This is a genomic window from Wenzhouxiangella sp. YN1 (assembly GCF_056324145.1).
Genome location: NZ_JBJNIO010000136.1, coordinates 31812 through 55032 on the forward strand (window position 1 = coordinate 31812; position 23221 = coordinate 55032).

The 23221-nt window shown below is 63.9% G+C and carries 15 protein-coding genes; 4 read left to right on the forward strand and 11 right to left on the reverse strand.

Going from position 1 to position 23221, the window contains the following annotated elements:
* Window positions 1-27: 27 nt before the first annotated feature.
* Complete coding sequence (locus tag ACEWQZ_RS06315) at window positions 28-558, reverse strand: tetratricopeptide repeat protein (protein WP_476482228.1); 531 nt, start codon at window positions 556-558, stop codon at window positions 28-30.
* A 79-nt stretch (window positions 559-637) separates the two neighbouring features.
* Complete coding sequence (locus tag ACEWQZ_RS06320) at window positions 638-2929, reverse strand: transglycosylase domain-containing protein (RefSeq protein WP_476482229.1); 2292 nt, start codon at window positions 2927-2929, stop codon at window positions 638-640.
* A gap of 143 nt (window positions 2930-3072) precedes the next feature.
* Between ACEWQZ_RS06320 and ACEWQZ_RS06325 the strand changes: the two genes are divergently transcribed.
* Window positions 3073-7470, forward strand: coding sequence for a glycosyltransferase (locus tag ACEWQZ_RS06325; RefSeq protein ID WP_476482230.1), 4398 nt, complete (start codon window positions 3073-3075; stop codon window positions 7468-7470).
* 96 nt (window positions 7471-7566) lie between these two features.
* On the opposite strand, the gene ACEWQZ_RS06330 is transcribed toward ACEWQZ_RS06325, so the two are convergent.
* The 3 genes from ACEWQZ_RS06330 to hrpA all read right to left on the reverse strand — a co-directional run bounded on the left by ACEWQZ_RS06330 (window position 7567) and on the right by hrpA (window position 15082).
* A complete protein-coding gene (locus tag ACEWQZ_RS06330) occupies window positions 7567-9714 on the reverse strand; it encodes a RelA/SpoT family protein (RefSeq protein ID WP_476482231.1) in 2148 nt (715 codons plus the stop codon).
* Window positions 9715-9781: 67 nt separating this feature from the next.
* A complete protein-coding gene (locus ACEWQZ_RS06335) occupies window positions 9782-11086 on the reverse strand; it encodes a hypothetical protein (protein WP_476482232.1) in 1305 nt (434 codons plus the stop codon).
* A gap of 132 nt (window positions 11087-11218) precedes the next feature.
* Window positions 11219-15082 (reverse strand): ATP-dependent RNA helicase HrpA, encoded by a 3864-nt coding sequence (gene hrpA / locus ACEWQZ_RS06340; RefSeq protein WP_476482233.1) that lies wholly within the window; start codon window positions 15080-15082, stop codon window positions 11219-11221.
* A 352-nt stretch (window positions 15083-15434) separates the two neighbouring features.
* On the opposite strand from hrpA, the gene ACEWQZ_RS06345 reads away from it, so the two are divergent.
* Window positions 15435-16457 (forward strand): threonine aldolase family protein, encoded by a 1023-nt coding sequence (locus ACEWQZ_RS06345; protein WP_476482234.1) that lies wholly within the window; start codon window positions 15435-15437, stop codon window positions 16455-16457.
* Between the two features lie 24 nt (window positions 16458-16481).
* Here ACEWQZ_RS06345 and ACEWQZ_RS06350 read toward each other — a convergent pair whose 3' ends face one another.
* Complete coding sequence (locus tag ACEWQZ_RS06350) at window positions 16482-16778, reverse strand: type II toxin-antitoxin system RelE/ParE family toxin (protein ID WP_476482235.1); 297 nt, start codon at window positions 16776-16778, stop codon at window positions 16482-16484.
* Window positions 16779-16782: 4 nt separating this feature from the next.
* Window positions 16783-17034, reverse strand: a complete 252-nt coding sequence (locus ACEWQZ_RS06355) for a type II toxin-antitoxin system ParD family antitoxin (RefSeq protein WP_476482236.1) — start codon at window positions 17032-17034, stop codon at window positions 16783-16785.
* Between the two features lie 94 nt (window positions 17035-17128).
* Here ACEWQZ_RS06355 and ACEWQZ_RS06360 point away from each other — a divergent pair, with 94 nt between their 5' ends.
* Window positions 17129-17989, forward strand: a complete 861-nt coding sequence (locus tag ACEWQZ_RS06360) for an alpha/beta hydrolase family protein (RefSeq protein WP_476482237.1) — start codon at window positions 17129-17131, stop codon at window positions 17987-17989.
* Here the strand turns inward: ACEWQZ_RS06360 and ACEWQZ_RS06365 are convergent.
* Window positions 17986-19878, reverse strand: coding sequence for an acetyl-CoA hydrolase/transferase C-terminal domain-containing protein (locus ACEWQZ_RS06365; RefSeq protein ID WP_476482238.1), 1893 nt, complete (start codon window positions 19876-19878; stop codon window positions 17986-17988). The genes ACEWQZ_RS06360 and ACEWQZ_RS06365 overlap by 4 nt on opposite strands.
* A gap of 162 nt (window positions 19879-20040) precedes the next feature.
* Between ACEWQZ_RS06365 and ACEWQZ_RS06370 the strand changes: the two genes are divergently transcribed.
* The gene (locus ACEWQZ_RS06370; RefSeq protein ID WP_476482239.1) at window positions 20041-20403 is read left to right on the forward strand and encodes a SirB2 family protein; all 363 of its coding nucleotides are present in this window, start codon (window positions 20041-20043) and stop codon (window positions 20401-20403) included.
* Between the two features lie 150 nt (window positions 20404-20553).
* Here the strand turns inward: ACEWQZ_RS06370 and ACEWQZ_RS06375 are convergent, their stop codons facing one another.
* Genes ACEWQZ_RS06375 through ACEWQZ_RS06385 form a run of 3 tightly spaced genes read right to left on the reverse strand, consistent with a single transcriptional unit; the run spans window position 20554 to window position 23086 of the window.
* Window positions 20554-21441 (reverse strand): hypothetical protein, encoded by an 888-nt coding sequence (locus tag ACEWQZ_RS06375; RefSeq protein WP_476482240.1) that lies wholly within the window; start codon window positions 21439-21441, stop codon window positions 20554-20556.
* A 45-nt stretch (window positions 21442-21486) separates the two neighbouring features.
* Window positions 21487-22338: a DUF6502 family protein gene (locus tag ACEWQZ_RS06380; protein ID WP_476482241.1), complete on the reverse strand. Its 852-nt coding sequence runs from the start codon at window positions 22336-22338 to the stop codon at window positions 21487-21489.
* Between the two features lies 1 nt (window position 22339).
* A complete protein-coding gene (locus ACEWQZ_RS06385; protein WP_476482242.1) occupies window positions 22340-23086 on the reverse strand; it encodes an EAL domain-containing protein in 747 nt (248 codons plus the stop codon).
* Between the last annotated feature and the right edge of the window lie 135 nt (window positions 23087-23221).

Genomic DNA, 23221 nt, shown 5'->3' on the forward strand with positions numbered 1-23221 from the left:
CGGTCATCATCGCGGCACGGGCCACGATCAGAAGCGCTCGGGCGGCTCGAGGGGACAGATCTCGACGCGCTCGCGGGCCTCGGCGGCCGCGACCAACGCGCCGCTGCGCTCGCGCGCCAGAGCCATGGTGCGCCAGTTGCGCCGGCAGATATCGCCGACCTGCGGCCCCAGTTCCCAGGAGCGGGTGGCGTAATTTTCCGCCTGTTCCCAGTCGCCGCGCGAGAGCTGCAGCTCGGCCATGCGCTGCAGCAGCTCGGGGTCGCGATCCTCGATGCGCAGGGCGCGCTCGAGCAGCGACTCGGCACGCTCGAAATCGCCTTCCGAACGGGCTGCCTCGGCGGCCTGTTCAAGCTCGCGCACGGCCGGATTGCGCAGCGGATAGACCTGCAGGCCGCGCGACTCCTCGCCGCCGGCGGGTGCGCGCACCTGCTCGGCCACTTCCGGGTCGTCCAGGGTCGGCTGCCAGGGCGCACAGGCGGCCAGAATCAGGGCCGAGAGGAGAACCAGCCCGGGCGCTGATACAACGTGAATCGAAATACGGGATGCTGTTGCGGTCATCGGCTTGTGGCAAGCATCGTGTGGGCACCGCACCAATGGTACAGGGAATCGCCCGGGCTCTGAACCGCACAAACCCGCGTCAGCGCCCGAACGGCCAGCGTCCACGCTTTTCCACGCAATCGGAAAGTGCTGTCGGCTGGCTGCCGGCAATGAACGGGATCGCCACCGCTCCCTCGCAGTGCTCGGCAGCCAGGCGGGCGTTGGGCCAGTCGATCCAGAACCACTCGATGCTGTCGGGCCGGCCCGGGCGCACCTCGCGCGTGGGCAGTTTGTCGAACAGCGCGGCCCAGACCGGCAGCGCCGTGCTCGCACCGCCGACGCCGGCGGGCTGGTTGTCGTCGCGGCCGGCCCAGACCACGCCCAGCCAGTCGCTGGTGTAGCCCACGAACCAGGCGTCGCGCTGGTCGTTGGTGGTGCCGGTCTTGCCGCGCACGCCAGGATCATGCCGCAGCAGCCGGGGCAGCGAACGTGCCGTGCCATGGGTCACCACTCGTCGCAGGGCAAAGTCGAGCAGGGCCAGGGCTTCGCGCTGCGGCAGCGGTTTGAGACGAAGCGGATAGCGCGCGATGGTCTCGCCGTCGCTGTCCACCACCTCGCGCACGGCCCGCAGCGGCGCGCTGTAACCCTCCGAAGCAATGGGCTGGTAGAGCTGGGCGACCTGCAGCGGAGTGAGGCTCACGGCACCGAGAAAAGCGGCCGGATGTGCCTCGCGCCCGGGTGCCACCCCAAGCTGGCGCATCAGCTGAAACAGGGCATCGACGCCCACGGCCAGGCCGATGCGCACGCTGGCCTGGTTGTAGGAGCGCGCCAGCGCCTCGAGCAGCGGCACCGTGCCGTGGCTGACGTGATCATGATTGACCGGCTGCCAGGCCTCCGAACCGGGAATATCGACCGTCAACGGTTCATCTTCGACCGGCGTAACCAAGGTGAATGCGTCGGCTCGGGCCAGGGCCAGCAGATAGGTCAGCGGCTTGATCACCGAACCCACCGGACGGCGTGCGTCCAGCGCACGGTTGAATCCGCGCCTTCCGGATGCACGATCACCCACCAGCGCGCGCAGCTCGCCGTCGCCCGGCTCGAGCAGAACAATGGCGCCCTGCAGCGAATCGGGCTCGCGCTCGACTCGCGCCAGCCCGTTGGCCAGCGCGGCCTCGGCGCGGCGCTGTGCCGAGGGCGACAGCGTGGTGAACACCCGCAAGCCCTTGCCGCGCAGATCACGCTCGCGGTAGTCGGCCCGCAGCTGCCGCCCGACCAGGTCCATGAAGGCACCGTATTGACTGGCGCCGGAGCGCAGCGACGGGCGCAGCCCCAGCCCGGCCTGCTGCTGGCGGCGCAGGTTGTTTTCGTCGATCAGGCCGGTTTCGTGAAACATGGTCAGAACGAGATCGCGTCGAGCCCGGGCACGCTCGGGATTGCGCAGCGGGTGATACCAGGAGGCGCCGCGCGCCATGCCCACCAGCAAGGCGATCTGGCCGGCATCGAGCGCTTCCACCGGCTGGCCGAAATAGTATTCTGCGGCGCGTCCGAAACCGTGAATTCCGCGGCGACCGTCCTGGCCCATGTAAACCTCGTTGAGCCAGGCCTCGAGAATCTCGGCCTTGGAAAACCGCTGCTCCAGGCTGATGGCCATGATCGCCTCGTTGAACTTGCGCAGCAGGTTGCGCTCGGGCGAGAGAAACAGGTTCTTGACCAGCTGCTGAGTGATCGTGCTGCCACCCTGCACCACCTTGCCGGCGCGGAAATTGGCCCACATCGCGCGTGCCAGGCCCCAGACATCAAGCCCGAAATGATGCTTGAAGCGGCGATCCTCGACCGCCTGCGCTCCGGCGACCAGCAAAGGCGGATACTCCTCGATGGCCAGCGGCGTACGCACGCGGTCGTCAAGCGGCAGGATGCGCCCCAGCTCGGCTGGCGGCAGCCGCAGGATCGCGGTCTCGTCAGGCAGGTCGATACGCCCGTTGCGCAGCCGCAGTGATGCACGCTGCGCGGCCTGGCGTCCGTCGGGAAAATCGAAGGCCGGCAGGTGCAGCTCGATGCGCTGGCCGTCGACCCGGAAGCGCCCCGGTCGCTCGATCGCACCCGAACGCAGCCCGGCGGCCTCGAGCTCGACCAGCAAATCCCGACGCGAAAACAGAAGCCCGTCGTGCAGCTCCAGCGGGCGAGCGTAAACGCGGCTGGCCTCGGTCAGGTGGCGGTCGGCAAAACGCAGTGACACCTCGCGATCGAGCCACCACACCCACGGTCCGAGCAGGCCCAGCGACAGGCCCAGCACGAACAGCATCGGGCGCAGCAGCCAGCGAAGCCAGCGGCGGCTGCCGGTTTTCTTCTTGCGGGAACGTGCTTTACGGCTGCGCCGCGGCTTGCCGGCCATACGCGAGATGACAGAAGTCCATGGGTGAACGATAATTGCCCGTTTGCGGCGACGCATTTGCCGCAACGGGCCCGACCGGCGCAAACGGTTCGGGGCAGTATACCGTCCGATTATGCATCTGGAAAATTTCTCAAGGCCAATTGGTGACTGACGCAAACAGTCCATTCAGCGATCGTGCCCTGGTTGTCGTCCTGACCGAACCCGGCCGGATGGTCGAGCCAGCATGGCTTGCAAACCTGCAGCGGCATTTTCCTGGCGAGATCGTCGCCAGCGAAGGCGGGTTGGTGCCTGACAGCCTGGGCGTCCTGCCCGGCAGCCGGGGGCCGTGGTGGCACTGGCTTGACAGCATCGAGGCCCGGCACCGTGAACACGGCATTGTTCTGGTGGCACCGGGCCTGATACTGCCCGAACATTTTTCTCGCCGCCTCGACCACGCCCTGGCCTCAGCAGACTGCCCGCCGCTTCTTGGCCTGCCGGGCAACCACCAGCCCGGGCTCGACCCGGCGGCTGGCCTTGCGCTCACAGCCGAAGCCAACATTGATGCTCTCGTCAACGCCGCCTCCGAGCTGCGTTTCTCGCTGATCCGGCTGCACCCTGAACGACTGGCCGTGATTGCGCCAGGGCAAGCTGATGCAGCCATCGAATTGGCCAATCAAGGGCACTGCTGGCTGTATGACGGCTTGTGGCTGGAGGATCCGCATGCCGAAAGCGCTGACGAAATCGACGCGCCGGACCGGCGCGCAGCAATGGGCCATCTGTGCGCGGCTCTCGAGCGGCTGGGGGAAGAAGACACGATCGATTCCCTGCCCCTGCTCGGATTCGATCAGCGCCCGGTCGAGCTGCACATCAGCCACGACTGGGGCGGTGGTGTCGCCCGCTGGATCGACGATCTGGCAGCCGCCGACGAAACCCACCACCACCTGGTGCTTTCCGCCAGCGGCCGAACCGACGGCGTCGTCCACGGCCAGTGGGTCAAGCTCTACGCCGCCGGCCCCGGCCGCGGTTGTATCCGGCAATGGACCCTGGCGCCAGCCATTCCCGGGACGGATATCGAGCACCCGCAATATTGCGACATACTCGATGCGGTGATCCGTCGCTATGGCGTCGGCCGCGTGGTCGTGTCTTCGCTGATCGGCCATGGCCTGGATGCGCTGGCCACCGGCCTGCCGACCATCCAGATGCTGCACGACTACTATCCCGCATGGCCGGCGCTCGATCACGATCCCTTCGCCTGGATCACCGCCGAGGGTGCCATTGATCTCGAAGCGGCAATTGCCGCTTCCGGCGATGGCTTTCTGTTTGTCGAACGGCGCGTCGCCCCCTGGCAGGACCTGACCACCGCCTGGCTGGAAGCCGTGGCGAAAAGCGATGTGGCTCTGGCGGCTCCGACCGAACAGGTGCTCGAGCGCTGGCGCCGCCTGGTGGACGATCCGCTGGCAAAGGCGCAAATCATTCCTCACGGCTTCGCCGGCTGGCCGGCCGACACGCCCGCTGTCGCACCGCGGACCCTGCCCGACGGACGGCTCAACCTGGTCGTCGTCGGGCGCCTGTCGCCCGGCAAGGGGCTGGGCCTGCTCGAAGCGGCGCTCGATGAACTGCGCGACCACGCCCGCATCACCCTGCTGGGCTGCGGCCGCCACGGCATGCGCTTTTTCGGCCGGCCCGATGTCGACATCGTGCTCGACTACCGCCACGAAGACCTCCCAGTACACCTGGCGAGAATCGGCGCTCAGGCCGCGCTGTTTTTATCCACGGTAGCCGAAACCTGGAACTATGTGCTCAGCGAGACCCGTGCCCTTGGCCTGGTGCCGCTGGCCACGCGTACCGGCAGCTTCATCGAACGGATCAGCCACGAGGTCGACGGCCTGCTGTTCGAGCCGAATGCGCAAGCCCTGACGCAAACGATCCGATCGCTGGCAGAAAACCCCGAGCAGCTGACCGCGCTGCGCAAAAACCTGCCGAAAGAGCCCCCGGTGACCAAGGCGCTGATTTCCATCAATGACCTCGCGCCCCGGCGTCAGGTCGGGCTGCGGGCTGCGGCCACCAGCTCCGGCATCGAGATGCAAGCCGCCGCCCGCGCCGCCGAGCTGGCCGATCTCCGGCATGAGCACACGGCGCTGCGCGCCCGGGTCGAGACGCTCGACGATGAGCTGCAGAGCCGGGCCGATTGGGCCCGCAAGCAGGAGCGGCTGGCCAACGAGCGCACGCAGTGGGCCAGGAAGCTTGAAGGTGAGGTGGAAAGCCACAAACGGCAAGTTGCCGAAACCATCGAACGCAGCGAAGCCGAACTGGAGCAGGTCCGCAGCAGTGCCGAGGCGCGGATCGACCATCTGGATCGAGAACTCCAGACCATCTTCGCCAGCCGCTCCTGGCGCATCACCCGACCGATGCGCGTGGTCAATCGCGTAGCTGCCAATGCGCTGCGCCGGCGCGTCTACAACCCATTGCGCTGGCCGCGCCTGCTGGCGAGGCTGGTTCACAATCTGCGGCTTTACGGCGCGCGCGGCACGCTGGAACTGATGCAACAGGGCATTCACCCGGGCGCGCAGCCGCCGACTGCGATCGAAACGGTCGAACCACCGGTCGAGGAACTGTATCCGGTCTCGTTCGAGTCGGCAGATGATCCCCTGGTCAGCATCATCGTGCCGGTTTTCAACAAGGTGCACTACACCTCGGCCTGCCTCAATTCACTGGCCGATCGCGCCGGTCGGCACGCCTGCGAGGTGATCGTCGTGGACGACTGCTCCAGCGATGGCACCGCCGACTATCTGGCCCAGTGCCGCGGTCTGAGAGTACTGCGCAACGACACCAACAGCGGCTTCATCGCCAGCTGCAACGCCGGTGCCGAGAGCGCTCGCGGGCAGTATCTGGTATTTCTCAACAACGACACGACGGTCACCTCCGGCTGGCTCGAAGCCCTGGTAGATACCTTTTCTGCGTTTCCCGACGTCGGCATTGTCGGCGCGCGCCTGGTCTACCCCGACGGGCGCCTGCAAGAAGCCGGCGGCATTATATTCAGCGACGGCTCGGGCTGGAACTACGGCCGCGGCGACCAGCCCGAACGCCCCGAATACAGCTTCGCCTGCGAGGCCGACTACGTCTCGGGCGCCTGCCTGGGTATCGAGCGTGAACTGTTCGAACGACTGGGCGGCTTCGACAAACACTACACGCCGGCGTACTACGAAGACACCGACCTGTGCTTCCGTGTGCGCGAGGAGGGCCTGCGGGTGATCTACCAGCCTGCCTGCACCATCGTCCATCACGAAGGCATCAGTTCGGGCACCGACGAGTCCTCGGGCACCAAGCGCTATCAGGCGATCAACCGCGAGAAATTCCTGGAACGCTGGCGACCGCAGCTGAAACAACAACCCGCGCCAGTCCCTGGCCCCGAAGCGGTCGAGGCCGTTGATCGGGCGCGTCATCACCGCAACCGCGGCCACGTTCTGGTCATCGACGCGACCACGCCCGAGCCCGACAAGGATTCCGGATCGATGCGCATGGTCGCCATGCTCACCATCCTCCGCGACCTGGGTTACCGGGTCAGCTTCATGCCGGAAAATCTCGCCTGGGTGGCGCGCTACACACGCGAGCTGCAGATAATCGGCATCGAAGTGCTGCACCACCCCTGGGCCACGAGCATCGACGACTGGCTGGCCGAGCACGGCCCACGCCTGGATCAAGTGATCGTCAGCCGGCACTATGTGCTCAGCCCTCTGCTGCCAAGCATCAAGCGCCACTGCCCCAACGCGGCGCTGGCCTTCGACACCGTCGACCTGCATTTTCTGCGCGAGGAGCGCATGGCCGAAATTGCCGGCGACGACCAGGCCGCGCGCATGGCGCGCAAGACCCGGGCAGCCGAGCTGGCGCTGATCAGGCAGGCCGACGCCACGCTGGTGGTCAGCCCAGTCGAGCAGACCCTTCTGCAACAGCTCGAACCCGAAGCGCATGTCCGCGTGCTTTCGAACATTCATCGCATTCACGGCCGCCGCTGCGGCTGGGCCGAGCGACGCGACCTGGTCTTTGTAGGCGGCTTTCAGCATCCACCCAACCTTGATGCCGCCGAGTGGCTGATCGAGGAAATCATGCCGCTGGTCCGGCGCCGCATACCCGAGGCGCGGCTGCACATCATCGGCAGCCGCATGCCCGAGGGGCTGCGCGAGCGCCGAAGCGACGGCGTGATCATGCACGGTTACGTGGCCGACCTCACGCCTTACCTGGAGACCAGCCGGCTGTCGATCGCGCCGCTACGTTATGGCGCCGGCGTGAAAGGCAAGGTCAACCAGGCCATGGCCTGGGGCCTGCCGGTGGTGGCCACCACCTGCGCCGCCGAAGGCATGTATCTGGAACACGGCGAAGACGTGCTCATTGCCGACACCACCGAGGCTTTTGCCGCAGCCGTGGTGCGCGCCTACAACGACGAGGCGCTGTGGATGAAGCTTTCCGACGGCGGCCTGGCCAACGTCGAAAAGCACTTCAGCTTTGATGCCGCCAGGCGGGCAATCGTCGAGCTGATGGGCGCCGGGGATCGGAAAAACCTTTGAAACGCAAAGACGCCAGGAAAAAATAAACAAAGTTAACCACGGTTTTTACTTCGCGTCTTGGCGTCTTGGCGTCTTGGCGTTTACAGGATTTTCCCACTAACGAAGCCGGCGGGCGTCGGTGACGCTGGGAATGGTCTGCAGGCGGTTGAGCAAAGTGGTGAGCTGGTCGAAGTCTTCGACCTGAACGGTCAGTCTGATATCCACTTCGTCGCTGGTCTCGGCGTGCTGGGCGTTCATGCCGGTGACGTTGACTTTCTCGGCGGCCAGCAGGGTGCCGATGTCCTTGATCAGTTCACGACGATCCCAGGCGTGGACGACAATCCGTGACGGATAGCGATTGCGCAGCCGGCGGGTCCACTGCACTTCGAGCACGCGCTCGGGCTGCTCGCCCTGCAGCGTGAGGAACTGCCGACAATCCTGCCGGTGGATGCTCACGCCCCGCCCGCGGGTGATGTAGCCAGCAATATCGTCGCCGGGAACCGGCTGACAGCAGCGCGCCATCTGGTGGATCAGGCTGCCGACGCCTTCGATACGCACATCGTCGTCATCGCCGCGCGCCACCGGCTCGCGCTGCAGCGGTATGCCCTTGCGTTCCCTGCGTTCACGCTCGTGGAGACGCTCGACTGCCCGGGCAACCTGGGTTGCCGTCACATCGCCGGCACCAACGCTGACATACAGTTCTTCGATACGGGTGGCGTTGAATTTGCCTTTCACGCGAGCCGCTTCGCCGGGTTCCAGGTCCAGGCGGCGGAACTCGCTTTCGAGCGCCTGCCGTCCGGCCGCCAGGTTTTCCTCCTGGTTGGCCTGCCGGAACCAGTGGCGAACCTTGGAGCGCGCCCGCGCCGTGCCAATGTAGCCCAGGTCCGGAATCAGCCAATCGCGGGAAGGGCGCGGCTCTTTCGCGGTCAGAATCTCGACGCGATCGCCGTTGCGCAGGCAATAGGTCAGCGGCACGATGCGGCCATTGACCTTGGCGCCGCGGCAGCGATGCCCGATCTCGGTATGGATCAGGTAGGCAAAATCCAGCGGCGTTGCTCCGGCGGAGAGATCGCGCACTTCTCCGGCCGGAGTCAGAACGTAGACTCGATCCTCGGTGGTGAGATTGCTGAAACCCTCGAGCAGGGCCTCGTCATCATCCTCGCTGCCCTGACCTTCAAGCAGCTGGCGCATCGCGCCGATGCGCCTTTCCATCGCCTCATCACGCGCACCGCCTTCCTTGTAGCGCCAGTGGGCGGCCACGCCCAGCTCGGCATGGCGATGCATGTCGTGCGTGCGAATCTGCACTTCCACGACCCGGCCGCTGCTGGTGTTCACGGCCGTGTGCAGCGACTGATACAGGTTGGCCTTGGGGTTGGTGATGTAGTCATCGAACTCGCTCGGCACGGGCTGCCAGCGCGTGTGCACCAGCCCCAGCACGGCGTAGCACTGTTCGACGGTATCGACCAGCACGCGCACGGCGCGCACATCGAACAGCTCATGGAAGTCCAGGCCCTTGCGCTGCATCTTGCGCCAGATGGAGTAGATGTGCTTGACCCGGCCGCTGACCTCTCCGTCCATCTCCGAGGCCGCGAGCAGCGCACGCAGGCGTTCCATGAACTCGTCGATGAAGGCTTCACGATCAGCGCGCCTTTCGGCCACCATGCGGCTGATACTGCGGTAGGCTTCGGGCTCGAGATAGCGGAAGGCCAGGTCCTCGAGCTCCCACTTGAACTGCCATATCCCCAGGCGATTGGCCAAGGGCGCGTGGATCATCTGCGTTTCGCGCGCAATTTGCCGCTGCGCGGCCTCGTCAGCGTCGCGCGCGGCATGCAATCGCGCAATCTGCCAGGCCAGCGCGATCACCACCACACGCACGTCGGCCACCAGCGCCATCAGCAGCTGGCGCAAGCCTTCGGCGCGGGTCTGATCGTCGGGCAGGTAGGTGCGGCCAAAATGCTGCAGGGTGCCGAGCTGATCGAGCAAGTTGTCAACCGCAGCGGTCAGCGCTGAATCGCCGAGGTCGCAGGACTTGTGGCCACTCGCTGCAACCCCCGGCCATAGCACGGTCGCAATAACGGTGGGCCAGTCGGGCGAGAGGCGCTCAAGCGCCTCGAGGGCAGTCAGGATTTCAGCAGCTGTCGGGGCTGCAGGATCGGTATTATGCTCGGGCTCGATGAGCGCAAGAACGCGGTCGATCCAATCGCGACCGTCGCCAGCACCAGCGCGACGGGCATATGAACTCAACCATGCCTTGAGCGCGTGCACGATCAGTGGCCATCCAGTCCACGGGCACGGAAGCGGGCGGTGCCCGTATCCGCGCCGCGATGCAATTTTACGGGGTAGCGGCGGTCACGGCAAAAGTGTCGCTTCCCTTCCCCGGAATAACAAATAATGGGTTGATAGCGTCAGCGCGCAGGTAATAGTCGGTGCCCGGGTTCAGATTACCGGGCAGTTCAACCCCGTTTGAGCCAGAAAAATCCGCCACACCCTGATCGACAGTCATCGCAGCCAGTTCCTGAGGCATTGGTTGCCCGTTGGCCACCAAGCGCAAGCTGATGACGCTCGAGCTGTCGGTCGTGACCAGGTTGCCGTTGCCATCGTGGACATGAATAACAAGCGGCGGATCAAAGGGATCGCCCTGTTCCGTATCAGTAGGCTGCTGGTGGAAATGCAGCGCTGTCGGCTTACCAACGACTGCCAGCGGTTCCTGCGCGGTATCAAAACGTGGCACGGCCGTACCATAATCCAGCACTGCCGCGTGCAGATCAATCGTCCCGACCGTCAGCGGCTCGTCGGCAGCAACCGTCCGTGTAATCTCGAAGGTCAATGTCTTGTAAGCCGGCAAGCTCAAATCCGGAAAACGCAATGATCCTTGGCCGGAGCTGGGTTCCGGGCAATAGCTGCCCCCATCGCTCGAAAAACACGTCCAGCTGCCTTCGCTGAGCACCGCGCCATAGACGCTCTGGTTGGCCGGAAACACTTCCTGCAGAGCCAGCTCACTGGCGTCACCGTTGCCTTTGTTCTCGATCTTCAACCGATAGGTAATCTCATCGCCAACGGTGACCTGGCTGGGCAATTGTTCGTACGTGACTTCAACGTCGGAGAAGGATGAAAAGCGATCAGCCCAAATACAGTCATTGCAGTTATCTGTCCCGTCTTGGCCCGACTGCTGACCGAACAAGCCGAAATCATCCCCATTATTCTTGTAAAAGCAATAAGACGATGTGCCAGGCGAGAATGAGAGCACCTTGAGGAAGGGAAAGTAGCGAAGCGACTCACCAGTGGCAGCGCCTTCAACAATGACATGGCCATTCGGATCGGTCACTTTCACTGCAGGGCGAGAATGTGAGCTGTCAGTGTCAGCAAAACAGAATATAGGCTCATCGTAAGCTATCCGATCACCGCTGATCGCAGCTAGCTCGCCAATCGAAAACTCGACCACGCCAGCATTCGGACTGTAATTGAGCGAGGAATCACTCGACCCCTGGCGCACAATGATCGGCACTGTTAGCGGTACAGGCGCGTCAATGTCAAACATGAGGGTTGTTGCATCGCGGCCTTGACCATCGGCGTGTGCACCAGTCGTCATGGCGCCTGCAAGCAACACCGCTGCAATAAATCCAATTCGGGCTTTCATTCCATTCACTCTCGAGTTTCCCTGCTGATAGCTGGCTGTCCACATTGTAGCGCCCCTTGATGAAACGAGACCATCGTCAAAGCATGAAAGTTCCGTTAATTCAGGCCTTTCCGGCATTATTTGAGAAATATATCACGCATTCTGCCTTGCCTCCAACTCACATTCAGACCACGCATCGGCCAGGCGCTTGCTTGAGGTCCTTTCTGCCGTGCCCAACTCCTGTGCGAAAATCTGCACGCGGTACTCCTCCACCAGCCAGCGGTAGCGATCGAGCGCGGGCGTGTACCAGCCTTCGGCCAGCCGTTCGAGGTAGCGCTGCCACCACGGGGCAACCTGGTCCATGCGCTGGCGATCACGCACCGGGTCGAGCTCCAGCGCTTCCAGGCGTTGTTCCATCGCCGCCAGGTAGCGCGGATAGTGGGCCAGTCGTTCGGCATCGATATCGGCCGGAAATCCGGCGTACATCAAATCGTCGAGCTGGCTGCGCATGTCGGCCACTGCAGCCGGCACGGCCTGTTCCAGGCTGCCAAGCCACATCGACAGGGCGTGCCACTTCCCAAGACACTGATCGGCAGTTTTTGCCAGCTCAGCGTATTTGCCAAGCAGTTCCTGACGGGCGGCCGCGACCAGCCGATCAAAGGCCGCCGGGTCGCGTACCGACCCGGTGTAATCGAGAAAGCTGCGCAGAGCCAGGTTTCGCAGCGCTTCGGCGAAGTCGCCCAGACTCTCCACCCGCGTCCAGGCCAGCTGGGCCTCGCGCGAGAGACCGTGGTTCTTCTGCAGGTACTTCCATTTGTCAGCGAGGGCTTCGCGCAGCAGCACCAGCAGGCCGTCGTGGTGGGCGAGCTGCGCTTCGTCTTCGCTGTCAAACAATCGGACGCCGGCGCGGGTTTCCTGGTCGACCAGCGCCGGCCAGGCGCGGTGACCGCCGCGGGTGGTGATGATTTCCGGCAGCTCGGGAAAGTCCGACGGCGTCAAGCCATCCTGCTGCCACTGCCCGGCCTGGCGCTCCATGAACTCGCGCCGGGCCCGATCGCTGAAGCGATCGATCAATTCACCCAGGTCGCGGCTTTCGCCCAGCACCTTGCCGCCCTCACCACGCACGCGCACCAGAAAATGCAGGTATCTCGGCAGCTTGTCGAGCTTGAATTCGCCCGGGTCGACGTGCATGCCCGACATCCGCGCCAGCTGCTCGGCCAGCCGCTCGAGCAAGGGCCCGTCGGGCTCACCCAGGGCCTCGATTGCCGCGCGGGCGTATTCGGCTGCCGGCACCAGCGAGCGCCGCTTCGACTTGGGCAGGCTGGCGATCAGGGCGGTAACCTTTTCTTCGAGCAGCCCCGGCACCAGCCACTGCAGCCGCCCGGCATCAAGCCGATTGAGCAGATGCAGCGGGCAATCCAGCGTGACGCCGTCGCGCTCGCTGGCGGGATCAAAGTGGTAGTTCAGGCGAAAGCGCTCCGGTCCGATCGGCAGGTGCTCGGGGAAGGCCTCCTGCCCGGCCAGCGGTGCTTCGTCGCGCAAGAGCGTGGCGCGATCGTAGAGCAGCTGCTGGCGCTGGCTTTCGTCGAGCCGCTCGTACCAGCGCGCAAAGGCTTTGGTTGTATATATGTCGGCCGGCAGTTGCGCGGAGAAAAACACTTCCAGCTCGGCTTCGGCGGCCAGCACGTCGCGCCGGCGGCGTTTGTGCTCGTGTTCGGCCAGCTCGCGCCTGAGGGCCGCGTTGCGCTTGAGAAATCCGGCGCGGGAATGCATCTCGCCGCGCACCAGGGCGTGGCGGATGAACACCGCGCGCGCCGTTTCCGGGTCGTGCGGGCCATAGTGCGTGCGCCGTTTCTCGACCAGAACCAGGCCATGCAGACTGACCTGTTCATAACCCATCACCCGCCCGGAGCGCTTGTCCCAATACGGGTCGAACACCCGGTGCTTGAGCAGATGGGCGCCCTGCTCTTCCAGCCAGCGGGGCTGCACCGGTGCGGCCATGCGGGCATACGGGCGGGCAGTTTCCACCAGCTCGGCCGCCATGATCCAGCCAGGATTGCGCTTCGCCAGCACGGAGCCGGGGAAGATGCGGAACTTGTGGCCGCGCGCGCCCTGGTATTCACCGGCTTCCTGATGCTGACCGACCAGGCCCAGCAGGCCGGCAAGCAAACTGCGATGCACCGCCTCCGGCTCGGCGGCGCCGACCTTGCCAGGCCGCCAGCGCTCCTCACGCGCGATCTGCCTGAGCTGGCCGTGAAGCTGCCCCCACTCGTGCAGGCGCTGCGGCGCCAGAAAGTGCTTTCTGGCCAGGTTGTCGGCCTGGCTGCGAGAGTTTTCCGAGCGCGCCTGCTGCCACCACTGCCAGAGCTTCAACAGGGTGAGAAAGTCCGAGCCCTGAACGACAAACTGCTGATGCGCCTGATCGGCGGCCTGCTGCTGGTCCAGCGGTCGATCGCGCACGTCAGCCACCGACAGCCCGGCCACAAGCACCAGTACTTCGGCCAGGGCGCCGCGGCGCTCGGCCTCGATCAGCATGCGGCCGTGACGCGCATCCACCGGCAGGCGAGCAAGCTGACGGCCCAGCCGGCTCAGGCGCTGAGCCTGACCAGCCTGATCCTGGTCGACGGCGCCCAGCTCCAGCAGCGCCTGACGCGCTTCGGCAATCAGGCGCCTGGGCGGGGCGTCGATGAACGGAAAGTCTTCAGGATCACCCAGGCCCAGGGCCAACATCTCAAGCAGCACGCCGACCAGGCCGGCGCGCTGGATTTCCGGCTCGGTGAACTCTGGTCGGGCGAGAAAGTCGGCCTCGTCGAACAGGCGGATGCAGGTGCCCGGCGCGACCCGCCCGCAGCGCCCGGCGCGCTGATTGCAGGAGGCCTGGGAGACCGGCTCGACCGGCAACCGAAGCACTTTGGAATGAGCCGCATAGCGCGAAATCCGGGCCAGACCCGAATCGATCACAAAACGGATACCGGGAACGGTCAACGAGGTTTCCGCCACGTTGGTAGCGAGCACGATCCGGCGCCCGGCGCCGCGTTTGAAGATGCGATCCTGCTGGCCGGCCGGCAGGCGCGCATACAGCGGCAGCACCTCGGTATGCGACAGGTTGGCGCGCTTGAGGGCGCGCGCGGCCTGGAAGATTTCGCGCTCGCCGGGCAGAAACACCAGAATATCGCCGCGCGAATCGATGCGGCTGACCGTCTGGACCGCCCGCTGCACCTGCTGGGGCAGGCTCTCGCCCTCGGCCGCATCCTGATACTGAATATCGACCGGGTAGCCGCGGCCTTCGACCGTGATCACCGGCGCATCGTCAAAGTGCTCGGCGAAGCGTTCGGTGTCGATGGTCGCCGAGGTGATGATGATCTTGAGGTCGGGCCGCCGCCGCGTCAGGCGCTTGAGGTAGCCGAGCAGGAAGTCGATATTGAGGCTGCGCTCGTGGGCCTCGTCGATGATGAGGGTGTCGTAGGCATCGAGCAGGCGATTGTGATGAATCTCGGCCAGCAGAATGCCGTCGGTCATAAACTTGATGTAGCTCTGCTCGGAGACCCGATCGGTGAAGCGGACCTGAAAACCGACCGCCTGACCGAGCTCGGTGCCCAATTCCTCGGCCACGCGGCGCGCTACCGAACGCGCGGCGATCCGCCGGGGCTGGGTACAGCCCACCAGCCCGCGCACGCCGCGACCGGCCTCCAGACACAGCCTGGGCAGCTGAGTGGATTTGCCCGAACCGGTCTCGCCGGCAACGATCACCACCTGATTTTCACGAATCGCCTCCACGATCCGGTCGGCATGGGCCGAGATCGGCAGATCCGGCGCTTCGCCTGTATCCGGTCGCGCCTCGGCCCGCTGCTCACGCCGCGCGGTAGAGCCCTGCAGACGCTTCTCGTATTCCATGATCAGCCGCTGGCGCTTATCCGCCGGGCCGCGGAAGCGGACAAGCTGGCGATGCCGGCGCTTGAGCCAGCCGACATCACGTTGCATGACGGATTCGGGATCGAAAGTAGGGATTTCGCTCATCGGGGATATTGTCGGGAATTCGGCGGGGAGTTTGTTTGCTGGTTTGCTGGTTTGCTGGTTTGCTGGTTTGCTGGTTTGCTGGTTTGCTGGTTTGCTGGTTTGCTGGTTTGCTGGTTTGCTGGTTTGCTGGTTAGCTGGTTAGCTGGTTAGCTGGTTAGCTGGTTAGCTGGTTAGCTGGTTAGCTGGTTAGCTGGTTAGCTGGTTAGCTGGTTAGCTGGTTAGCTGGTTAGCAATGATTTTGCGGTGAGGCTGGCATAATGCAAATGACGCAGAGCTGATCCGAGCACAACTAGCCAACTAGCCAACTAGCCAACTAGCCAACTAGCCAACCAGCGAACCAGCTAACTGAGCAATGAATTTCACAAGCGACAACGAGGCGCCGGCGCATCCGGCGATGATCGAGGCGATTTCGCAAGCCAACCAGGGCTTCGCCACCGCCTACGCCAACGATCGTTACAGCCAGCAGCTGGATCAGCGCTTCTCCGAAGTTTTCGATATCGATTGTCACGTGCTGCCGATTGCCACCGGCACAGCGGCCAACAGCGTAGCCATCGCCGAACTGAGCCCGCCCTGGGGCGCGGTGCTGTGTCATGAGCTCGCGCATATCCACAACGACGAAAACGGCGCGCCGGAGTTCTTCTCGGCCGGCGCCAAACTGATGCCGCTACCGGGCGACAACGGCAGGCTCAACCCAGCAGCGGTGGCGGCCGCAATTGACCGCGCCGGCGCTCACGGCGTCCACAACGTCAAGCCTGCGGTGGTGTCGATCACCCAGGCGACGGAATGCGGCACGGTCTACCGGCCCGAGTCCATCCGCGACATTGCCGCAGCCACGCATGAGCGCGGGCTGCATCTGCACATGGATGGTGCGCGCTTTGCCAACGCGGTGCACCACCTCGGCTGCCATCCGGCCGAAATCACCTGGAAGGCCGGCGTGGACGTACTCAGCTTCGGCGTGACCAAGAACGGGGCCTTGGCCGCCGAAGCGATCATCGTGTTCGGGCATCCAGAATGGCTGGAAGGCATGCAGCGAAGGCGCAAGCGCGCCGGCCATCTGCTCTCGAAAATGCGCTACGTTTCGGCCCAGTTGCTGGCCATGCTCGAAGATGATCTCTGGCTGCAGCTGGCCGGCACCGCCAATGGCCGCGCCGCCGCGCTGGCGCAAGGCATCGAAGCCAGTCCACGCGCCTCACTCCACTGGCCGGTGGAGTCCAACGAAGTCTTCATGCGGGCCGCGCCCGATAAACTGACCGCGCTCAAGGACAGGGGGTTCCGGTTCCACATCTGGCCCGGCCACGACGATCTGGCACGCCTGGTGTGCTCCTGGGCCACGAGCGAGCGGCAGGTAGCGCAATTGATCGAAGCGCTTGGCTAGTGGGTCCATTAAAGATAGCGGGCTCTAATCCAGAAGCCTTTCAGGCGCATCCATGTCCTCGTGCAACACACGAACGACGAGCACGCTTGACTGAAAGACTTGATAGAAAACAGCGTGATGCTCGACCTGCAACCTGCGATATCCGGGGAGGACGTGCTCGTAGTTCGTGCCAAGCGACGGATGGTCGACAAGATGTTTCATTCCCCTCTCCAACTGATCCAGGTATTCATCCGCCTGATCAGCACCCCACTCCTGACAGGTATACATCCATATTCCGATGAGGTCCGATTCCGCCTTCGGTGTGATGTTGAGCTTGAGCACTCACTCAGTCCGTCTTCATTCGCTTGCGGCCGGCCGCCTTGATGGCGGATAGATCAAGCGGTTTGGGTTGTCCGCTTGATTCACCCTCAGTGAGGGCCTGCCTGAGCATGGCAAGATGTTCCTTGGCCTGCTGATCCCTTCGGATGAGATCGCGGATATACTCACTGTCATTGCCAAAATGACCGCTTTCAATCCGGCTTTTCACCCAGTCGTCTTGTTGCTCGGTCAGCGTGATGGTTTTCCGGTGCATGCTCATGGCTGGTGCTCCTGACGCGACAAAAGTATGATAATATCATACCGCTTGCTCGTGCCGAATCAATGCCCTCGTTCCTGCCGCCCAACTTGTCGCTATGCCGCACAACCAACCCGTCGTACCCGTCGAGACCCCCGACGGCCATCAATTCGAACTGATCCACGTTGCCGCCGAGCAGCCGCGCCAAACGCTGCTGTTCCTGCCCGGAATGGGTCTGAGCGCGCGCTTGTTCATCCCCTTTGCCCGTGCGCTGGCCAATATCGGCATCACCGTGTTTCTCCATGAATGGCGCGGCAACGGCTCGTCGAGCATGCGCGCCTCGAGGCAGTGTGACTGGGGCTACCGCGAGCTTCTGAACGACATTGCCCTGGCCCGAAGCGCCGTCGCCGAGCGCACTGGTGGCAGCTACCTGTTGGGCGGCCACAGCCTGGGCGCGCAGTTAACCTGCATGAGCGCCGCCGCCGACTCGCGGGGACTCCGTGGCCTGATCATTCTTGCCGGCGGCTCGCCCTACTGGCGCAGTTTTCCCGGCTGGCATCAGGCAATGATGGCGGCGACCATGTTCGCCTTTCCGGCCCTGGGCGCGCTGTTTGGCTACTACCCCGGCAAGCGCGTGGGCTTTGGCGGCAACGAGGCGCGCGGCGTGATGGCCGACTGGGGACGCAGTGCCCGCTCCGGGCGCTATCGACCACGGGGCCTCGATATCGACCTGGAGGCGCGCTTCAGCGAGCTGAAGCTGCCAACGCTGACGCTACGCATGGCCGACGACTGGCTGGTGCCGCAAGGCTCCCTTGACTGGCTGATCGGCAAGCTCAGCGGATGCGATATCTCCACGCGGGTGATCGAGTCCGACGCGGACGCACAAACAGCGGACCACTACGCGTGGATGCAAAGACCGGAAGCCGCCACACGGGTGATCAACGAGTGGCTCTCAGAGGCACAATTCCGAGTTCTTTAATTTTCTGCCAGCATTGCGGCAACGAGTCGGGCATGGATTCGCTCCTTCAGTGACGAGGGTGCGGCCAGGCCCAGGCGCTCGAGCTCGTCGGGGTAGTCGTCGGGCCGCCCGCGCAACAGCGCTCGCAGCAGTGCCGGCTTGCTGCCGGACAAGCGTTTGAGGCGCTTGAGCGCGGGAATCAGGCGCTGCTCGACCGGGGTGAAGTCGCTGCCGAAGGGGTAATCGGGAAACAGTGGACCATGGTCTGCGAGCGCGCTTGCCAGCTTGCCCGGCGTGTTCCGGCGCGCCGCCGCCGGCACCTGCCAGTCGGGGTCGAGCTTGCCGGCCTGCTTTGCCTGCTCGACCAATCCATCCTGAAAGCGGGCGTCCATGATGCCAACCATCCGCTTGATGCACTCCTCGTCGGTCTTGCCGCGCAAGTCGGCCACCCCGTACTCGGTCACCACCAGATCGCGAAGGTGGCGGGGAATGGTGGTGTGCGGGTATTCCCAGACGATATTGGACACGACGCGCCCGCCGCTGCCGGTTCGCGTTGCCCGCACCATCAACGCCGAGCGCCCGTCGCGCATGGCGTGCGCCATGGCGACGAAGTTGTACTGGCCGCCAACGCCAGAAACCACCCGATGATCCGACAGGCCATCGGAAACCGCCGCCCCGGTGGCCGTGACCATCATGCAGGTGTTGATGAAGCAGGCGTGACGGCGCTGCTCGACTTCCAGCGCTTCCGATCCGCCATAGAGCTGATTGATGCGACCGACGCCGTGCATCCGGAATCGCGGCCGCTCGTCGTCGTCGAGATTCTGGAGAAAACGATAGAACGCCTCACTGCCGAGAAAAAAGCCGCCGTCCATGATGGCGCCGCTGCCTGCCTGCTCGACGGTCTCGCCGGCGTTGACTCGCTGCTGCAGCTCGAGATCGTCGAATACTTCGCGGGCAAGAATGCCGGCGCGATAGAGGTGCATGAAACCATCCATGAACATCTCGCTGGCCCCGTAAAGCCCCTCGCCGAAGGCGTCCAGATGCTCGAACCCGGCCCCCGGGGCATCGAGAGATGCAACCACCTGGCGATAAACGGCATTGTCGCGGTGGCGATGAATCATGGCGTTGACCAGCGCGTCACTGAGCGAGCCGATGCCGATCTGCAGCGTGCCGCCGTCTGCCTGCAGCCGCGAGGCATGCACCCCGACGGCATGATCCTGCAGGGACACCCGATTGCGGGGCACGGCGAACAGTCTCTGTCGCGGATCCTCGTCAAGGATGGCGTCAAAATAGTCCGCTGCTACCACGGCATCGCCGTACAGGAAAGGAAGATCAGGATGGACCTGCGCTATTGCCATCCAGGGCCAGTCGGCCTCGTCGTGCAGGCGCTTGACAACGTCCAGCGTGACGTCGGGGTTGCACGACAGGCTGTAGCGATCGTCTTCCGGGCCGGCTACCAGCTGCAGCAGCACATTGATGCCGCGGTCGATGAGATCGCGGGCAACGTGAGTGTAGTTGGAGGATATATAGTGACGTTGCATCGCTGGATACCCCAGCGCCGCGCCGGACTGGAAGTAGAATTCCGTGATCCGGATGTTCTCGGGCACGCGGCCGGCGCGCTGGTCGCGGACGTAGTCCAGGCGCGGATAATCACTGCCGAACAGACGCTCCACGATCGGATCCATCAGCCGTTTTTCCAGCCAATGGGATGACTCCGGCGGGTCGAGGGACAGCGCGGTGACGATTTCAAGCTCGAGCTCCGGGTCCCGCACGGCGCGCCGGTAAAGCGTATTGACCAGACGATTGGGTTTGCCCAGCGCCAGCGGCAGGCCAACGACAAGCCGCCGGCCGACGCGCTGGATGACGCGATCAATCGCCTCTTCGTAACCTGCCGCGCCGCGGTGACTCATGCTGATGCGCCTTGTCTGGGATTTCTACTGCGCCATCGACGGCACCGATGGCTCGATCGGGCATTATCGCCGCAGCACCGGCTATTGAGAATAGCCCGCGCCCACCGGGGAGCACATTCGCATAAAATGCATCCTCTGCGCACTTTTGACCCGAACGGATCGATGAGCTACTACCCTCTGCTGAAGAACATCCATATTCTGCTGGCGCTGACCAGCGGCATCGGCTTTGCCCTGCGCGGTTTCATCCGCCTGGTGCTGCGCCGCCCGCTGACACAGCGTGTCTGGAAGATTGCGCCGCACATCGTCGATACGCTACTGCTGGCCTCCGGCATCACCATCTGGATGATCGTCGGATGGCCGCTGATGTCGTGGCTGGGCGCCAAGCTGTTGCTGGTGGTCGCCTACATCTTCACCGGCGTGCTGGCCTTCAGAGCCCGACAGCACACGCGCTCGGTCGGACTTTATCTGCTGGCACTGTGCATGTTTCTCGGCATCGTTTCACTGGCTCTGTACAAGCCCTTCTGATCGGCGCGTCAGCCCGGAACAGGCAAAAAAAGCCCCGGCAGAGCCGGGGCAGGCCAACAACGCACGAGTCGTCAACGGGAAGGGGAAGACTGACGACTCAAGCGCCCATTGGAAACGAAGATCTTGGCTGATTGCACCGCGCTGTTGGCGTCAAGGGATGACAATCGCGCCGCTGGCTGCCGATACCGTCCTGTCGCTGGCTGAAAAGCCGGTTGGCACCTCTTGCCGACCGGGCAGGGCCGCCACAACATGCTCTTCCAGACCAGCAGCGGATAGGCGGTTGACGACAACGCTGGCGCCCGAGGCATCCACTGCAACCTCGGCAACCCCCCATGGCGATAGGCCGCGGCATGCGCCGACCTGCTCACCGGCACCGCCGCTGCCAGAGCCGTGATACTGCAGTGAGGCTCGCGCACAGGCAGCAGCATCGCCAGCAGAGCCACTGCCCGAGCCATGATAGAGAGGCTCTCCCGCAACCGGCTGGCATTCACTCTGGCCGCTGTTGCTGGACCCGCTGCCCGAGCCGTGATACTGCAGGCTGGCGGATTCGCAACCGACACGCTCACCGGACGAACCGCTTCCCGAGCCATGGTAGTGCTTGGCAATGGGCTCACAAGCGTCTGCACCCTGACTTTCCTTGCCGCTACCGGAACCGTGGTAGTCAAGGTCGTTGCCGCCGCAGCCGGCCTCTCCGGCGACAGCGCGGTCGGCGCCAGCGATCACGGCTGCGAAGTTGCGTTCGAAATGCCCGTTGGATACCACGCGATACAGCGGGACCATGTAATAGCCGTCGGCCACGCTTTCAGCCTGGCCGACATAGACACCACTACTGTCGTGAAGTGATACCACAAGGCCGGAGTCACTCTGGCTGAGCGTGATGCCCGCATCACTCTGAGCAAAGGCCAGTCCGTGGAGCATCAAAAAAAACAGCGCAAACAAGGCGAGCTTCGGCATCAGCGATGCGCCGGCTTCATCCTGTTCGATGCCTGTACCCGACTTCTGTATTCCCGTTCCCGATTTTTGAATCAAACGCAGCATGACTCTCTCCTTTGGGCAACGTGCCCAGCGTGTTATTCATGGCAATCAAAGGGGGCGGCGATCAGCATCTTCCCAGTAATACCAACCCACGCCGACGGAACAATCGATATCCTGAGCCGGGTCGGATTCTTCCTTTTCGAGGCGTTTCTCCACCTCGCGAATGTGCTTGAGCAGGAGCTCGCGCATTTCCTGCCTCAGAACCCCCAGACGGCTGGCCGGGATGCGCATTGACCATCGGTCCTGCTGGAGCCAGGGTGCGCGACCATCTTCCGTGTCGGACGTGTTGTGGACTACCGCCCTCCCGAGCCGATTGAATGCAAAGCTGCCGGCCTCGATTGCCGACTTCTTTGACCGTGGAACCAGCATGTAAGACCGATCGAGCAATCGCACGTGGGTTCCCGATTCGTTCAGCTCCACGTTGCCTGCGTCCAGCAAGCGCTCCAGCGCCGTCTGCGGCGTCACGGCTCGGCCGGCGGCACGGCTGACCAGTCTCTGGAACGTGCCGTGCGGCCCATGCACCAACAAAGAAGCAGGCTCGCCCAGTTCAGCACTCTGGAAGTCCTCGTCGGTAACCCAGGTTTCAAGAATGGCCGCCTCCGAACAAACATCCGGCGGGGTGTACTGACGTTCGGGTGTTTCTTCGTATGCCTTGATTGCCCGCCCGTCCATACCGCAAAGCAGGGCCAGGGCTGATCGCGTCACCCTCTGATCAGGCGACTCCTTCTCGAGGTGCGCCCTTGCTTCCTGCACATAGACTTCACGAACAAGGTTGACCAGCGCGGAACACGAGACTCTGCCGACGGCAAATCGAATGACCGGCCTGACCATCCGCGCCATCGCCTCCATCAGCCAGTTGATGTCTTCTGTTGCGCCGGTCTTCTCGACAACCTGACCCATCTCAGATCTCCAGTATTTGCGGTTTCTGGAAGTGATAGCCCTGGCCATAGTGCATACCCAGGGACTTGAGCGCTTCCACCTGCGCGGGCGTCTCCACCCCTTCGGCAATGACTCGCGCCCCCAGGCCACGGCCCAGGGTCGCGATGCTGTCGACCACGGCGCGGCGATTGCTGTCCAGATGCACGCCTCCGGTCACGTCGCGATCAACCTTGAGCAAATCGACAATGCCGGCCGCACACAGGTCAAAACAGTTGATGCGACAGCCAAAGTCATCCAGCGCAACCAGAACACCTGCCTGACGCAGGCGCTGCGCATTGGCGACCAGGGTGCTTTTTTCCCGGCTGCTCCCGAACTCGACCAGCTCCAGACAGATCGAGTGCTCCAGCTGGCGGGCACGGCCCTGACAGTCCAGCACCATCTGCACAAATCGGGAATTGATCAGGGACTCGGGGTGCGTATTGATGCTGACGCGCATCGGCTGCCCCTGCTCCAGCTGCCAGGACACCACGCGCTGGAACACCTCGAGGTCGGTATACACCGGCAAGCGCTCGCGATACAGCAAATCTATGAAGTCGCTCGGAGCCCAGTCACGGTAGGCCCCGCGCGGCCGGACCAAGGCCTCGTACCAGGGCAAGGCCTGCCCGAAGTCGTCATCCAGACTCCCCAGGGCGTGGATGCCGTGAGCGGCGAACGTACAGAATTCGGCAGTGGCTTGCGGCAGTGCGCCCTGGGCTGTTTGCGCATTCACTGGCTTCCCCTTTTCTGTCGTTTGCCATTAATGGTGAATGACAATATCGGCAACCAGCGTCATTTGCAACTCCTTTTGCTAAATATTTCTGCCGCACTTGTGGCCGGTGACGTGACTCCGCTAATGTTGTGCGCG